The 14756-nt window shown below is 44.8% G+C and carries 17 protein-coding genes; 7 read left to right on the top strand and 10 right to left on the bottom strand.

Going from position 1 to position 14756, the window contains the following annotated elements; genetic code table 11:
- Positions 1-78 precede the first annotated feature (78 nt).
- Both FC51_RS02745 and FC51_RS02740 read left to right on the top strand, forming a co-directional pair.
- Positions 79-513, top strand: coding sequence for a GNAT family N-acetyltransferase (locus FC51_RS02745; protein WP_057909882.1), 435 nt, complete (start codon positions 79-81; stop codon positions 511-513).
- A 1-nt stretch (position 514) separates the two neighbouring features.
- Positions 515-961 (top strand): helix-turn-helix domain-containing protein, encoded by a 447-nt coding sequence (locus FC51_RS02740; protein ID WP_057909883.1) that lies wholly within the window; start codon positions 515-517, stop codon positions 959-961.
- Between the two features lie 94 nt (positions 962-1055).
- Here the strand turns inward: FC51_RS02740 and FC51_RS02735 are convergent, their stop codons facing one another.
- The 7 genes from FC51_RS02735 to trpD all read right to left on the bottom strand — a co-directional run bounded on the left by FC51_RS02735 (position 1056) and on the right by trpD (position 7059).
- Entirely contained in the window at positions 1056-1910 is an 855-nt protein-coding gene (locus FC51_RS02735) for a hypothetical protein (RefSeq protein ID WP_057909884.1), read from the bottom strand.
- Positions 1911-1924: 14 nt separating this feature from the next.
- Positions 1925-2509: an NADPH-dependent FMN reductase gene (locus FC51_RS02730; RefSeq protein WP_057909885.1), complete on the bottom strand. Its 585-nt coding sequence runs from the start codon at positions 2507-2509 to the stop codon at positions 1925-1927.
- A 127-nt stretch (positions 2510-2636) separates the two neighbouring features.
- Positions 2637-3434: a tryptophan synthase subunit alpha gene (trpA, locus tag FC51_RS02725; protein ID WP_057909886.1), complete on the bottom strand. Its 798-nt coding sequence runs from the start codon at positions 3432-3434 to the stop codon at positions 2637-2639.
- Positions 3427-4644, bottom strand: coding sequence for a tryptophan synthase subunit beta (gene trpB / locus FC51_RS02720; protein WP_057909887.1), 1218 nt, complete (start codon positions 4642-4644; stop codon positions 3427-3429). The genes trpA and trpB overlap by 8 nt, the downstream gene beginning before the upstream one ends.
- Positions 4641-5228, bottom strand: coding sequence for a phosphoribosylanthranilate isomerase (locus FC51_RS02715; RefSeq protein WP_057909888.1), 588 nt, complete (start codon positions 5226-5228; stop codon positions 4641-4643). The genes trpB and FC51_RS02715 overlap by 4 nt, the downstream gene beginning before the upstream one ends.
- 20 nt (positions 5229-5248) lie before the next feature.
- Positions 5249-6037 carry an indole-3-glycerol phosphate synthase TrpC gene (gene trpC / locus FC51_RS02710; protein ID WP_057909889.1) on the bottom strand — a complete coding sequence of 263 codons (789 nt, stop codon included), beginning with the start codon at positions 6035-6037 and terminating at the stop codon, positions 5249-5251.
- The gene (trpD, locus tag FC51_RS02705; protein WP_057909890.1) at positions 6034-7059 is read right to left on the bottom strand and encodes an anthranilate phosphoribosyltransferase; all 1026 of its coding nucleotides are present in this window, start codon (positions 7057-7059) and stop codon (positions 6034-6036) included. The genes trpC and trpD overlap by 4 nt, the downstream gene beginning before the upstream one ends.
- 658 nt (positions 7060-7717) lie before the next feature.
- Between trpD and FC51_RS02700 the strand changes: the two genes are divergently transcribed.
- The 3 genes from FC51_RS02700 to FC51_RS02690 all read left to right on the top strand — a co-directional run bounded on the left by FC51_RS02700 (position 7718) and on the right by FC51_RS02690 (position 9300).
- On the top strand, positions 7718-8056 hold the full coding sequence (locus FC51_RS02700; RefSeq protein ID WP_057909891.1) for an iron chaperone: 339 nt from the start codon (positions 7718-7720) through the stop codon (positions 8054-8056).
- 55 nt (positions 8057-8111) lie between these two features.
- Complete coding sequence (locus FC51_RS02695) at positions 8112-8423, top strand: SemiSWEET family transporter (RefSeq protein WP_057909892.1); 312 nt, start codon at positions 8112-8114, stop codon at positions 8421-8423.
- Between the two features lie 91 nt (positions 8424-8514).
- Positions 8515-9300 (top strand): carbon-nitrogen family hydrolase, encoded by a 786-nt coding sequence (locus tag FC51_RS02690; RefSeq protein WP_057909893.1) that lies wholly within the window; start codon positions 8515-8517, stop codon positions 9298-9300.
- A gap of 274 nt (positions 9301-9574) precedes the next feature.
- On the opposite strand, the gene FC51_RS02685 is transcribed toward FC51_RS02690, so the two are convergent.
- Together FC51_RS02685 and FC51_RS12410 are read right to left on the bottom strand one after the other, a co-directional pair.
- Positions 9575-11146, bottom strand: coding sequence for an MFS transporter (locus FC51_RS02685; protein WP_057909386.1), 1572 nt, complete (start codon positions 11144-11146; stop codon positions 9575-9577).
- 44 nt (positions 11147-11190) lie between these two features.
- Complete coding sequence (locus tag FC51_RS12410) at positions 11191-11340, bottom strand: hypothetical protein (protein WP_167547565.1); 150 nt, start codon at positions 11338-11340, stop codon at positions 11191-11193.
- Between the two features lie 78 nt (positions 11341-11418).
- On the opposite strand from FC51_RS12410, the gene cls reads away from it, so the two are divergent.
- Entirely contained in the window at positions 11419-12879 is a 1461-nt protein-coding gene (gene cls / locus FC51_RS02680) for a cardiolipin synthase (RefSeq protein WP_057909387.1), read from the top strand.
- Positions 12880-12899: 20 nt separating this feature from the next.
- Positions 12900-13586, top strand: a complete 687-nt coding sequence (locus tag FC51_RS02675) for a GTP pyrophosphokinase (RefSeq protein WP_057909405.1) — start codon at positions 12900-12902, stop codon at positions 13584-13586.
- A gap of 294 nt (positions 13587-13880) precedes the next feature.
- On the opposite strand, the gene FC51_RS02670 is transcribed toward FC51_RS02675, so the two are convergent.
- Positions 13881-14696, bottom strand: a complete 816-nt coding sequence (locus tag FC51_RS02670) for a MerR family transcriptional regulator (RefSeq protein WP_057909388.1) — start codon at positions 14694-14696, stop codon at positions 13881-13883.
- Positions 14697-14756: the final 60 nt, after the last annotated feature.

Here is a 14756-nt window from a genome sequence, read left to right as displayed (position 1 = left end):
GTTTTCTTCGTATTTATGATTTGAGGAGACGGCAAAATAAGATTGATTAATATTCAAATATAGAATATTTTGCTATAATTGAACATAGAAGATGTAAAGTTTGACGTTATAACGGAAGCGATTAAGTCACTGGATACGAGTCACTTTATTTTTGATTGGACTTCTCCATTTCCTAATGAAGTCGTCATTGGGGCCTTTATTAAGGCTGAGTTAGTTGCGATAATTGGATTTATTCGACAGTATGACAATTTAAATAATTATGTGGTCAATCTTGAAGTTAGGTTTGAATACCGAGGCTTGGGTTTGGGAGCTGCTCTTTTAGCGATTATTATGCAAGACGCACTTCTTCAACCAGGATTTGATGGCTTTGTAAGTTTGACGACAAAAACTGATGGAACAGAAAATTTTTATTTCCACCTGGGTGCTAAGAAAAGTTCCAGTCAGAACTTATACTTTGATACTCAGGCGAGTTTGCTGGCAATTAAAAAGTACTTTCCGAGGGATGGTGTTTGATATGACCAAAGATGAAATCATTCAAAAGTTGGCAGACTTAAATGCGGTGATCGATAAACAGCCACGGGATACGGCGGAATTTCACGAAGCCTCCACAGAAATGTCCCGGTTGACTTTTGGGACGATTGGCATGCGTGAAGTGGCTTTTATCGTTGATGCATTGGGAAGACCGCTAACAAATCCTGAACTGGCCGATCTCATCATTGCCAGTGAAGCTCACCGGCCGCTGAACACGGTTATTTCACTACCTGCAGAAGCTGACGCTGCCTACACGATTAAATATCGGCGTAAGCAGGCGGGAATGACGCAGGTTGACCTGGCTAAGAAAATTGGAATAGAGCAAAGCCAACTGGCAAAGATTGAAAATGGTCAGTTGAGGGTTTGCTTGAACCTCCTGCAACGGGCAATGACGGTCTTTGGAACATCGTATGTAGTCAAAGCACTATGAATTTCAACAAAAACGGCTGAAGCAAATTTCCATGCTTCAGCCGTTTTTTGTAGGCTTGCTGTATTCATTATTGTGATCTGAGCCCGATCGTATATCATGAAAGACGCTTGAGTGTTTCGTACCGGTTTTCAATGTTAAACGGTAAGCTCTTAATGATTTTCATGTCCAGTTGACGATTCGTGTGGAAATAACCACTCAGATTTTTGGAATTATTTTTGATCCAGGCTAACTGAGTATTTAAGAGCTGGTTCAAACCCTTGGCGGTGTTTCCGGACATTAAGCCAAGACGGATATTCTCGGAAGTTCCACTCAACAAGCTGTACGCAGCCGGTTTTCCGCCATCATCCAGTAATACAGACGGTGCATCTAAAACTACTTTGTCAGAAATAAGTGCCTGCCAATCGGCTAGAGGAATGGCAATCGCAGGGTCGTAGCGCTGCTGTCCTCGATAGTCGTTGAGGCTTTGTTTAAGAACGCGTTTAAGTAAAGTTGGCTGAGCCATGAGTTGGCTAAAGGATAGAATGCGATTTTTGTTCAGCTGTACAGTTTGCTTGAGGTTGAGTTGATCAGTTGCCAACTCCGCTGTCAGCACGGTGTCTACCAACCGAAACCGCTTGGTCTGCAGCCATTGGTTAAAGGGATGCTGCGGGACGTAATCACGAGTGATCATTTGGTTATTAGAAAATTTCCACGCTAATTTTTCGATATCACCTAATATCCGCGGGAATAAAACGGTCTGCTCAGTTGCTTTTGGATCGACATAAACCGCAAAATTCTGCGTTGTTGGGTGCAGCTTATTATGCCAGAAGACCGACGTCGCATCGATTCGACCGTGGGGATGATAGACCTTGACGTTATCGGGATAGGTTCGCATGGCCATGAAGATTTCATGCTCGTTTGCGGGCGCTTGCGGAATAAATTCTGTTTTGTTTGGAAGAATGGGAGACATGAGACAACCTCGATTTACTTAAATGGATGATCAGCGAGTAGTTTCGTATAAAATGAAATTTCGTGAAAGGCCTCTTTTAGGCGCTGTTCAAAATGATCACGATTTGCCGCGTCAGCAATCAGTTGACCATCCGGTGTAAAGGTATCACTGGCATTCCATAATAGTACCGGTGTCGGGAGCACAATCATTTGCAGCATCTGCAGAATTTCCACGAATGATTCTGCTGCCAACATTCCGCCGTCACTGTAATAGGAATACGAAATAATCTGGACAGGCTTACGTTTAACTTCACCACCAACGTAATCCAGGGCGTTTTTAAGTGCCCCAGGAATTGCATGGTCGTATTCGGGTGTTAAGAAGACATAACCGTCATCGCTTGACAGTTGATTGAGCCAACGCTGTTCGTTCGGTTTTAAGTCGGTGATTGTTTCAGAAAGAGGCGTTTCGTCATGGTGATAGGCTTCCAACGGATAGTCGTCAATCTTAATCCAGTCAAAGACCACGTTGCTTTCATTTGGGAACTGGGATTTTAAATAACTAAAAATCGAATCCCCCAGTTTACTCCGGACGGATCCTAAAATGACACCAATTTTTACCAAAATATCATTACCTCCAATTTATTGTCAAAATCAGTATATCACGGTGTCTGACAAAGGATACCGGCTACTTAGATAAATAGAGGACCGTTAGCGAAAAGACGTCGCCAACGGTCCTCTTTACCTATTTCTATACCCGTGCTTTTTCAGCCTCGGCCTCATCCACCGCAGTTCGGATGGATTTGGTAAACGCTTCAACTGCTTGAGGGGCTGCTTGTTTCTTCTTGGCGACGATATCGACAATTGCACTGCCGATGATTACGCCGTCCGCGATTTTTGCCATCGTTTTAGCTTGTTCCGGTGTATGAACACCAAAGCCGATTGCGGTGGGAACATCTGTATAGTGCTTAATTTCCGCGACTAAGTCCTTCAAACCGTTGAAGAACTCGTTTCGTTCGCCGGTAATTCCCAGTGAAGAGACGACATAGATGAATCCCGAGGCCGCTTTGGCAATCTTTTCGACACGGTGGCCGGAGGTAGGGGCAATCAACGGAATGATGTCGATGCCATATTTATCCGCAGTTGGGACGATATCTTCGCGACTTTCGTACGGCATGTCAGGAATCACCAGACCAGAGACATCTAATTCCTGGCACTTCTTACAAAATTCATCGTAACCGTATTTGAAGACGATATTCAAATAAGTCAGGAAAACAATTGGCACATCTGTGCGTTTACGGGCCGCTTCGACAATTTCAAATACCGTCTTGGTCCGGACACCGGCCGCAAATGCTCTGAGGTCAGCGGCTTGAATGACGCCACCATCTGCGATTGGGTCGGAAAATGGAATCCCAACTTCGACGATGTCTGCACCGCCATTTGCCAGCGCCACGATATTGTCAACGGTGGTCTCAAAATCCGGGTCGTCAGCGACCACAAACGGAATAAATGCCTTATGGTTTTTAAAAATCTCAGTTAAATTACTCATCAATATCGACTCCTTTGTATTTGGCGATGCTGGCAACGTCTTTATCACCACGACCTGAGAGGGTGCAGACGATGATTTGGTCCTTGGACATGGTTGGGGCAATCTTTTCGACGTAAGCAACTGCGTGACAGCTTTCAATGGCGGCAACGATTCCTTCTTGGCGGGCGATGTATTCAAAGGCTTCAACGGCTTCGTCATCGGTAATCCCGACATAATCGGCTCGACCTTCTGTGGCAAGCGCAGCGTGTTCCGGGCCAACACCCGGATAATCTAAGCCGGCTGAGATGGAGTAAACCGGATTGATTTGGCCATCTTCATTTTGGAGGAACAGTGACTTCATGCCGTGAAAAATCCCGACAGAACCCCGTTCAATCGTAGCGGCCGTTTGATCTGTGTTGACGCCTTTTCCGGCTGCTTCAACGCCGACTAATTGAACGCTTGGATCATCGATGTAGTCGGCAAAGCTGCCGATGGCGTTACTGCCACCACCGACACAGGCGACAACCATATCAGGAAGGGTGTTTTCCTTGGCTTTTAACTGTTGTTTGGATTCCTTGCTGATGACACTTTGGAAATATTTAACCATTTCGGGGAACGGATAAGGCCCCACAGCCGAACCCATGACGTAGAAGGTGTCTTCGGAACGACTTGCCCACTCCTGTAAAGTGGCATTGATCGCATCTTTTAAGACCATCGAGCCGGTTGTAACCGGGTGGACTTTAGCGCCCAACAGTTCCATTCGGTAGACGTTTAACTTCTGGCGATCAGTGTCTTCTTTTCCCATGAAGATTTCACATTCCATTCCGAACAGGGCGGCGATTGTGGCCGTTGCGACCCCGTGTTGGCCGGCGCCGGTTTCGGCGATTAGGCGCTTTTTGCCCAAATGTTTTGCCAGTAGTGCTTGGCCAATCACGTTGTTGATTTTATGAGCCCCGGTATGATTTAAGTCTTCGCGTTTCAGGTAGATCTTGGCACCACCGAGGTCTTCGGTCATGTTTTTCGCATAGTAGAGAAGCGATGGCCGATTGGCGTAGTTTGTTAACAGGTCGTGTAACTCAGCTTGAAAATCCGGGTCATCCTTTAAAGTGTGAAAAGCCTTGTCAACTTTTTCGAGTTCTGTCATTAATGTTTCTGGAATGTATTGGCCGCCATATGTATTGGCGAAAATTCCGGGCCGCTTTTGTTGTTTATCTTCAGTTAAATTTTTCATAGGACAATTTCCTCTTTCACATTTTTTATAAAGTTCATGATTTTATCTGGATCTTTAACGCCGTTAGTTTCGACGCCACTTGAGACGTCGACGACCGTTGGATTGACGAGCTGGATAGCCTGGTTGATGTTAATAGGCGTTAAGCCACCAGCAAGGATGAGCGGGCGATCAACGTGGGGGATGTTTTGCCAGTTCAATATCTGACCGCTGCCTTTGCCACTATCGACCATCAAGTAATCAGCGCGGGAATTTAACTCAATTGACTGGCGTTCAAAGACCTGAATGACCTTGAGGCCGGCAGCGTGGAGAATTTTAATTTCATCCGGAGTGCTTTTGCCATGGAGTTGGGCAATGTCGATCGCGCCAGCCCGGTAAATCGCTAAGATCTCATCAATGGACTCGTTAACGAAGACGCCGACCGTTTGGATGTTAGGCACTAATCCGGCCCGCAACTTTAAGGCAGTTGTCAAGGATACCTGGTGACGGCCGGGTGCAAATACAAATCCGGCAAAGTCGGCTGCTGCGTCATTGACGGCTTGAATATCTGCTTGTTTCATCAAGCCACAAATTTTAACTTGAACCATTAGAACACCTCCAACGCTGTTTAATGAACGGCTGCTTGTTTAAAATCCTTGATTAATGCTTGCTTATTGTCAGCTCTCATGAGGGTTTCGCCAATGAGAATGGCGTTAAATCCTGCATTGGCCAGTTTGTCGACATCTTCTTGGCTTTTGATACCACTTTCGGCCACAACGGGGATGCCTTCAGGAACCATTGCCCGTAACTTTAGGCTGTTATTGAAATCAACGTGGAAGTCCTTGAGATTTCGGTTGTTGATACCAATGATCTTGGCGCCGGAATTAAGTGCTCTGGTCACTTCTTCAGCCGTATAGGCCTCAACAATCGCCTGCATTCCCAAACTTTCTGCCAGCTCGCGGTAGGCGCGGAGTTGGTAGTCGTCAACGATTGCGACGATTAACAGGATGATTGAGGCGCCGTTTGCTTTTGCTTCATAGACCATGTAAGGGTCAATGGTGAAATCTTTTCGCAGGGTGGGTGCTGCCACGGCTTGGCTGATTTGGTTGAGATAATCCAAATGACCGTTGAAGTAATCGGGTTCAGTCAAGACTGAGATGGCGTCGGCCCCTGCAGCATCATAGCTTTTGGCAATTGTTAAATATGGAAAATCACTGACGATCGTTCCTTTGGAAGGAGAGGCCTTCTTGACTTCAGCGATGACGTGAAGTCCGGGATGTTTAAGAATCGAAAGAAAATCAGGCTTGGCGTTGGCTGGCATTGCGGCAACCTGCGCCTTTATGGCACTGAGTGGGCGTTTTGCGATGTGTGTTTTCAACCGTTTTTGCGTGGCATGGACTAAATCATCAAGAATCATGCGACCACATCCTTGCGTTTGTTGGAAAAGTTGATTAAACGGTCGAGTTCGGCTTGGGCCTTACCCTCATCGATTGTTTTGGCAGCCAGGCTGATTCCTTCTTGAATGGTCATTTCCGGGTGTGCCAGGTGTAATCCTGAACCGGCATTGAGTAAGACGATGTCTCGTTGAGGGCCTTTTTTACCGGCTAAAATATCACGGGTAATCTGGCCGTTTTCTTCCGGTGTGCCACCAACCAAATCTTCAGGTTTTGATCGTTTCAGGCCGAATTGTTCCGGTGTCAAGACGTACTTGGTTAGTTGACCGTCACGAAGTTCAACCACAGCAGTTTCATCTGCAACGGTCATTTCATCAAGACCGTCTCGACCGTGGATGACCATCGCATTTTTGACACCCAATTTTTTAAGCACGTTAGCCAGTGGCTCGAGGAGTGCCTCATCGTAAACGCCGAGTAATTGGCTGGTTGGATGGGCTGGATTGGCCAGTGGTCCGAGAATATTGAAGATTGTTCGAATTCCCAATTGTTTGCGGACAGGCGCAACATACTTCATTGATTTGTGGTACTCTTGAGCAAATAAGAAGCAGAGATTATTGTCTTGCAAGCTTTGGAAACTGGTGGCAGGATTTTCGTTGATGTCCAAGCCAAGCGCTTCAAAGACGTCGGCAGCGCCACTCTTGGACGAAGCGGCCCGGTTGCCATGTTTGGCAACTTTGGTTCCGGCAGCTGCGACAACAATTGCGCTGGTTGTTGAAATGTTGAAGGTGTTGGCTTTATCACCACCGGTACCGACAATTTCCAAGACGTTGCCAGCTTCAGGGAATTTCAAAGCGTGATTTCTCATCGAAGAAGCGGCGCCGGCAATTTCGTCAATTGTTGGATTTTTGGCAGTTAAAGCGGTTAAGAGGCTGGCAGTTTCAATTTCGGATGTTTCGCCGTTCATAATTTCGTCGAGAACGGTTTGGCTTTCATCAAATGTTAAATCTTTGTGGTTAACAACTTTTTCAATGGCTTGTTTTATCATAATAAATTCCTCCAATTATATAAGTGAGCGGATCCAAGCGGTTAGAAATCGGAGTGTAAGTCGGCTTGGAAGTAAATTCCCCGGGTCTGGGGATTTGCTTCCGAGGTGCTTACAAGGAGATTTTTGCTTGGAGGAGCTGTCCTAATACCAATAAGTTCAATATTTGATTTGCCATCGTTTGATTTCCATTTTCATCGTTGCGACCTCCGTTTAGATGTTTCACTGTTGTCTAGCCGATTTGGCTCACCACACTGGATAACAAAAAAATCCGCCCATAACTTGATACAAGTTAAGGACGGATTATTCCGCGTTGCCACCTTAGTTCAATTAATCAGGGTAGATGAAAAATCATCTATTAAGTTCCCCAATTAATTACGCTTAGCAAGGGACTAACATCCCTCCGACAACTTACGTATGCCAACACGTTTCTCCGTACTCGATAACTTTCGGAAGAACCCTCAGTGGTCCATTTAATCATCTGCGTTCGACTGCACTCTCAGCTCCGGCAGCTCTCTTTGCGTGCACAATGATCTTGATCTCCACTTCATCGGTTTTATGGACGAATTAATTGTTGCTTTGTATATTAGAGCTTTATAATATGAATGTCAACAGATTTTAATCAAATAAGTGCAAAAATATTTTCGAGGGGGATTGTGTCATGGAAAAATTAGTTCGCGAATACATCGTCAATCAGCCGGTAGAGCGGCAATCCAAGCTGATGTCACTGTATGAAATTATTCGAGCAGAGATGCCCAAAAATTATGATGAAAAAATTTCGTATGGGATGCCAACATTTCATTTTCATAAAAATATTATTCATTTTGCCAACTATAAGACCCATATCGGACTTTATCCGGGTCCAAAGGCGATTGTCACCTTCAAAGAGCAGTTGAAAGACTATAAAACAAGCATTGGAGCGATTCAGCTGCCAGTCGATCAGCCGCTGCCGGTGGATCTTATTCAACAGATTGTTCGATATAATCTTTCGAATGCCTAGTATTCTCTGCTTAAGTATGTTATCACTGAACAGAAGAGAAATTGGAGGGATTAGTGTGCAAAATCAGTTGAGTCACCCTGGCGGTAATCAACTACACGAGGCTAAACGAACGTTCAGTGAGGAAAAGATAATTGGTGATATTGCCACGGTGGCAAATATGATCATGTACATTTCATACATAGGAGAAATTCTGCAGAATTTGAATGGCCAACCAACGTCGTTTATCCAACCATTTTGTGCGGCAGTTAATGCGGCGTTATGGGTGGCGTACGGCTGGGTGAAGCCAAAGCGGGATTGGATTTTGATTGTCGCAGATGTGCCAGGAGTGATTTTTGGGCTGATTGCGGCAATTACGGCAGTCATTTAAACGGGTGCACATTGATTAGTTGAACTAATTAATGTGTTTTTTTGTGCTATACTTTAGGACAAAATTAACCAACAAATTGCGGGAGGCCGACATGAAACTGACGATATCTTTGGCACAAATTGATATTGCATATGGAAATCCGGACGAGAACTTCGCCAAGATCGAACCGCTAGTCAAACAGGCGGCTGCCGCTGGTGCAGACGTGGTTGTTTTTCCGGAAATGTGGAACACCGGCTATGATCTAAGCCGGTTTGATAAAATTGCCGATGAGAACGGCGAACGAACTCGGCAATTACTATCAGAGTTGGCGAAAAAGTACCAACTCATTGTGCATGGCGGCTCAGTTGCGATTAAGCACGATGGCGCATTTTACAATACGACCTATATCTTTGGCCGTGACGGAAAACTACTGACACAGTACGAAAAGGTCCACTTGTTTGGATTAATGCATGAAGATGAGTTTTTGGCTGCCGGCCACGAGGAGGATCATTTCCAAATCAAGGGTGTCGATGCGACAAGTGTGATTTGCTACGACATTCGTTTTCCGGAATGGTTGCGGACCTTGAGCTTGGATAACAGCCGAATCATTTTCGTTCCGGCAGAGTGGCCGACTTCCCGAATTCCTCAGTGGCGCCGATTATTGGCAGCACGGGCAATTGAAAATCAGAGCTTTGTTGTGGCCGTTAATCGAGTGGGCAGCGACCCGGATAATCCGTTTGGCGGGCATTCTGGTGTTTATAATCCAATGGGTGATGAGATTTTAACCCTGGGCGACCAGCCACAATTAAAAACGATCACGATTGATACCACTGAAACAGATGAAGTCCGTGGGTTTATGCCGGTATTTGAGGACCGGCGACCGGAACTGTATCGGTAATTGTTAAATTGATACCGCTATGGTGGTGCAATATTTTACTACAAGTCAAACGGGGCTGTGACAAAACTAACGTTTTGCCAACAGCCCCTTTACGTTTTCAATATTATATAGCCGGAACGTGTGTCAAAAGGCTGCTTCCTAGGCATAACTACGAATAACTTTCCGAGCTTTCAGCTCAAAAAGTCATTCTAGGTTATGCTACGCCGGCCATGAAATGCCAAGCCTCTTTGGCGGAAGCAAACCCGCCTTTTGACACACTCCCATTTGTATCACACTATTTTTGCTTCAATTCCAAATCTTGGCTGGCCATATGATTTCTCATCAAGAGGGCCGCACCGATTGCGCCTACGATGACAATGATTGCAGAGGTCATCGATACCGCCGCCATTCCGTTGTCATAGGCGTGGATGACAATCTTTTGCAGCGCCTGGGCAAATGGTAAGTGGTCCATTCTGGCGGAAAAGGCAATCGTATGACCTGAAAACGGTCCGGCGTTGATCAAGGCTTCTTTGATGCCATTGATTGCTTTGGCCGGTGCTTCCAGCATTGGCATTTTGGCGTTCAAATGGGCTTCATATTGCGCATCTTGAATCAGCCCCAGGCCGACGACGCCGACAGTGGTTCCGAACTGACGAAAGACGTTCAGTAAGCCGGATACCATGCCCATTTCTTGGGGGAGGGCGCCTTCCATTCCGGCGGTGTTGAGCAGTGGATTGACCATGCCGTTGGTGATGCCCATCAAGATCATACCCGGCCATAATTCAGCGAAAGTAACGGTTGGACTGATTGCGTGGGCCATCAAGAAGAAACCAACACCTCCAATCAACAGGCTGCCAACGATCATCCACTTTTTGGAATATCGTGAACTCAAGATGCCGGCAACTGGTCCCAGTACTAACGACCAAGCGCTAATGGTTAGTTGTCTGACTCCAGTTTGAACCGCTGAGTAACCAATGTAGTTTTGCATGAGGGCCGTCAAGAAGGCGTTGTATGCATAAATGCCGGAGCCTAACGCAAAGGCAACGATGATGGTGCCCAAAAAATGTGGTCGCTTAAACATCTTGAGGTCAATCATCGGATCGACTACCCGGGCTTCAACGAACACAAAGGCAATCATGACAATGATGCCGCCAGCTAATAGTCCGAGTACCTGAGGGTCGGTCCAGGCCCAGTGCGGGTGGCCTTCCTTGACGATTAGGCCATAGATAATGGCAAACAAACCAATTGCTGACAGAATCATGCCGGCCAAATCGATTTTATGATTTTTCCCGTAACTTGGTGTTTCCCGCACGTAAAAAACCGTCAGGATAACGGCGATAATACCAAAGGGAACGTTGACATAAAAAATCGCCGGCCAACCAAAGTGTTCAACCAGATAGCCGCCAATTAGCGGCCCAGATGCTGACGAAACACCAATAATTGATCCAAGAATGCCAAGGGCCAAGCCGCGTTCTTTGCCATCAAAGTTTGACGCTACCAACGCCATCGACAACGACATCATTCCAGCGCCACCAATCGCTTGAACCCCACGACCGAGGTCTAGGATTAGCAGGCTTGGCGCCATGCCGTTAATGGCCGAAGCAATAACAAATAAAATTAATGATCCCAGAAAAATTTTCTTTCGACCATACATGTCACCTAACTTTGACATAATCATCAAAGTGACGGCATAGACCAGTGTGTAGGCGTTTAACACCCACTGTAAATTCGTAAAAGTGGTATTGAATCCCTTAACCATCGTTGGCAGGGCGACGTTGACGACGGTCACATCGAGGAGCCCCATAAAGACACCCAATCCCATTGCTAACAAGGCGATCCAACGCGCAGTTGTACTTTGCTTTTTCATCTTAAACTTCCCGTCTATTTTATTTCTATCAATAAATGCAAATCCTAGCGGTTCATGTACTTATAAATCATGTAGAGCACGAGCGCAACCATCAGCCCAATTCCAAGTATTGGCTGTTCTTTAAACAGAAAATGAATAAAGCTAATTGAGTGGATACCATGAATCCCAACGATAAAAAAACTTGATAAATTCATAATTATTTCCGCTTCTTTCTAGTATACTTACAGTATGTATTCTTATTTTAGCCTAAAAGTGGCTGCGGGGAGGAAAAAATGAATATTGATTGGTCGTCTGTTTTTAATGTCATCGTCGTGATTAACGCGATTCTTGCCATCTTTACGGTGTTCCGGGAGAAGCGGGATATCGCCGCAATTTGGGCTTGGCTGCTGGTGCTGGTATTTTTACCGCTGGTCGGCTTTATTGCATACGCCTTCTTAGGCCGAAAATTACCGAAGAATCGGTTATTTAAATTACATAAACATGTTCAAATGCAACTCGACGAACGCTTGAATGAACAGCGAAAGCAGCTGGGACATAATGAAAAGACGGCGGCTGATGAAGTTGTAACCAGTGCCAGGACCGCGGTTGACATGTTCATGACAACGGATCAGGCGTTTTTATCGCGGCAGAACAAAGTCCATATTTTTACCAATGGAAATCCCTTGTTCCATAAAATTATTGGGGATATTGAAGCCGCTAAGAAAAGTATCCACATCGAATTTTACACATTTTATAATGACAAAATTGGAAATGAAATCTTGAACTTGCTGGTTGAAAAGGCTCGCCAAGGAGTTGAAGTGCGAGTGATCTACGATTCATGGGGGTCAATGGGAACGACACGGAAATTCTTCCAGCCACTGGTTGATGCTGGTGGCAAAGCCTTTCCATTCTTGAACACGCGATCAGTTCTTTTAGATTTTCGTATTAATTTCCGTGATCACAGAAAGATTATTGTCATTGACGGCACAATCGGCTATACTGGTGGCTTCAACATTGGTGACCAGTACCTGGGCCGCAAGAAGAAATTCGGTAACTGGCGCGATACCCATATCCGCATTATCGGATCCGGTGTGTTTGGCCTGCAGGCGCGATTTATCCTTGATTGGAACGCTACCAGTCCACGGGATCAGATTGATGAAGACAGAGTCGAGGCCAAATACTTTCCGGTCACAACTACCAAAGGAAGCGTCAATATGCAGATTGTTTCCAGTGGGCCGGATTCGGATTTACAACAGATTAAAATGGGCTATATTAAGCTGATTACCATGGCCAAAAAGTATTGTTGGATTCAATCACCGTACCTGATTCCTGATGATAGTGTGATGGATGCGCTGCGGATTGCGGCTATGTCTGGTGTCGACGTGAGAATCATGGTCCCCAGCATGCCTGATCATCCTTTTGTTTATCGGGCAACCCAGTACTACGCCCACCAATTAGCTGAAGAAGGCGTCAAGATCTATTATTATGGCAATGGCTTTATGCACGCCAAAACAATGGTTATTGATGACAAAATTTCTTCAGTGGGGTCCGCTAATCTGGATTATCGGAGTTTCAAGCTCAATTTTGAAATTAATTCGTTTATTTATGACCAAAAGTTTTCAGCCGAACTACGGGACATTTTCTTAAACGACATTGATGTCAGTGAATTACAAACAACTGAAATGTTTGAACAACAGTCACTTTGGTTGAAATTCAAGCAGACGTTTAGTCGCCTGTTGTCACCAATTTTGTAATAGAGGAGGCAGAAATGACAATGATATTAGAGCGCAGCAACTTCATGGACGCTAAGCAGATTATGAAGGAACTTGATAAGTTACCAATGAAAAGCCAAATTGGTGACCTCAAGGAGCTGGCCGAAATATACCAACTGAGGCATTCCGGTGTTAACGAGATTGGGACAAAGTTGGAAAATCTGGATGAGGAATATTCACTCAATTACGACCATAACCCGATTCATCATATGGAAGAGCGAATGAAAAGTGTCCGCAGTCTGGTTGGCAAAATCAACCGTAAGGGCTACCCGCTGAATATTGATACCATTCACCATAAGATTCGAGACATTGGCGGCATTCGGGTTATTACCAACTATATCGATGATGTGTACCGGGTGGAAGACGCGCTGGTCCAGCAGTCTGATGTGACACTCTTACAACGAAAAGATTATATCAAAGATCCCAAACCAAGTGGGTATCGAAGCCTTCATTTGGTGGTATCCGTTCCGGTGTTTCAATCAAACGGCGTGTTTGATGTGCCAATTGAAGTGCAACTCAGAACCATCGGCATGGATATGTGGGCCAGTCTGGAACACAAGTTGCGATATAAGACGGATGTCCCAGATGACAAAGTGAAGCAGCACACCGGCAACCTCAAAGAATATGCTGGTGAAATATACGATATTGAGAGCCGAATGCAAAAAATTTTTAGCGACCTACAGGATTAACTTGAAGGCAGATTGTTTGTTTGAAAGGCCATTTGGACTTATAATAATGGTGAAAGGTGAATGAACTAATCACCTGCAAGACAAACGAGGGAGCATCCGAAAATAGTGTAGGTACTAAGTCAGCGAGCTTAGATCCGAGTAGTTTGTCAGTTCCACCCTGCAGAAGCGTTTTAACGAAAAGAAATACCGACCAATTATGGTCAATGATTGGTTCGAATACCTTTCAAGATTTAAAGAACAAATAAGGATCTCACCGCTTAGAGGGCGGTGGGATCCTTATTTTGTTGGAAAAGATTAATGAGTTTCATTTAAGACAGCAAATTCAAGCCAACCATATTTGGAAGAACCAGTTTCAATTAAAGTGTCCCCGGTATTAATTTGCCATAAATGGTTGTTGGTTTTTAAATGATGATTGTGGCAGAATGCTTTTAGTCGAGAGAGCCCTTTGGAAATACCCGCCAAATTATTTTCAACTAAGACGGTTACGTAATCACCGCCACTTTTTTTGATAATAGGAATTAATACATCCTGTTGATCATCTATCGTTTGTTTGATAATTCGAAAAGATGCGTCAGCATAACCATCGGGATTTTCAACGGATAATTTGGTTAAGAAGCCTGATTTAGTTGTATCCATCACTGCCAGTGAGCCTAACTGCTTATAGAATTCTGAAAACAATTGGGCAACCTCTTCTTTTGTACAACTGATTGATTGGCGGGAGCACCAAAATCCAATTTCCGGCCGCTGCTTAATTTCCGGTTGGTAAAGGGCTGACTCATCCGTCGTCGACTGATCTTCGATTTTTTTGCTTAGGACTTTTTTAATTTTAGCCAATTCGTTGATCTTTTTGTCAATTTTTGCTTCGGCATCGATCAGCTGAAATTCTGGGACATTTGCTGATTGAGTTTCAATCTTTTTAATTTCTTCCAAGGGGATATCTAAACTTCGTAAGCCCAAGATAAACATTAAATCATATAACTGATCATAGTTGTAGTAACGATAGCCGGCTTCAGTTCTTTTATCAGGTTTAAAGATCCCTTCTTCGTCATAGAATATAAGTGTTCGCCGAGTTGTATTGGCTAAATTCGCCATATCGCTGATTTTTAACATATCCGACTCCTTCTGTTGATCGTTACATACCGTTATTTATCGATCAATTATATCATGTGT

The sequence above is a fragment of the Lentilactobacillus parabuchneri DSM 5707 = NBRC 107865 genome (assembly GCF_001435315.1).
Classification (GTDB): Bacteria; Bacillota; Bacilli; order Lactobacillales; family Lactobacillaceae; genus Lentilactobacillus; species Lentilactobacillus parabuchneri.
Note: the sequence above shows the minus strand (reverse complement) of the source record. Positions and strands in the feature narration are given on the sequence as shown.

Excerpts from the sequence above, each read along its gene's own strand:
- FC51_RS02690 (WP_057909893.1), top strand. The coding sequence starts at position 8,515 with ATGAAACTGACGATATCTTTGGCACAAATTGATATTGCATATGGAAAT.
- trpC (WP_057909889.1), bottom strand. The coding sequence starts at position 6,037 with ATGATTCTTGATGATTTAGTCCATGCCACGCAAAAACGGTTGAAAACA.
- FC51_RS02685 (WP_057909386.1), bottom strand. The coding sequence starts at position 11,146 with ATGAAAAAGCAAAGTACAACTGCGCGTTGGATCGCCTTGTTAGCAATG.
- FC51_RS02675 (WP_057909405.1), top strand. The coding sequence starts at position 12,900 with ATGATATTAGAGCGCAGCAACTTCATGGACGCTAAGCAGATTATGAAG.
- trpD (WP_057909890.1), bottom strand. The coding sequence starts at position 7,059 with ATGATAAAACAAGCCATTGAAAAAGTTGTTAACCACAAAGATTTAACA.
- FC51_RS02670 (WP_057909388.1), bottom strand. The coding sequence starts at position 14,696 with ATGTTAAAAATCAGCGATATGGCGAATTTAGCCAATACAACTCGGCGA.
- FC51_RS02740 (WP_057909883.1), top strand. The coding sequence starts at position 515 with ATGACCAAAGATGAAATCATTCAAAAGTTGGCAGACTTAAATGCGGTG.
- FC51_RS02700 (WP_057909891.1), top strand. The coding sequence starts at position 7,718 with ATGGAAAAATTAGTTCGCGAATACATCGTCAATCAGCCGGTAGAGCGG.
- cls (WP_057909387.1), top strand. The coding sequence starts at position 11,419 with ATGAATATTGATTGGTCGTCTGTTTTTAATGTCATCGTCGTGATTAAC.
- FC51_RS02715 (WP_057909888.1), bottom strand. The coding sequence starts at position 5,228 with ATGGTTCAAGTTAAAATTTGTGGCTTGATGAAACAAGCAGATATTCAA.
- trpA (WP_057909886.1), bottom strand. The coding sequence starts at position 3,434 with ATGAGTAATTTAACTGAGATTTTTAAAAACCATAAGGCATTTATTCCG.
- trpB (WP_057909887.1), bottom strand. The coding sequence starts at position 4,644 with ATGAAAAATTTAACTGAAGATAAACAACAAAAGCGGCCCGGAATTTTC.
- FC51_RS12410 (WP_167547565.1), bottom strand. The coding sequence starts at position 11,340 with ATGAATTTATCAAGTTTTTTTATCGTTGGGATTCATGGTATCCACTCA.
- FC51_RS02735 (WP_057909884.1), bottom strand. The coding sequence starts at position 1,910 with ATGTCTCCCATTCTTCCAAACAAAACAGAATTTATTCCGCAAGCGCCC.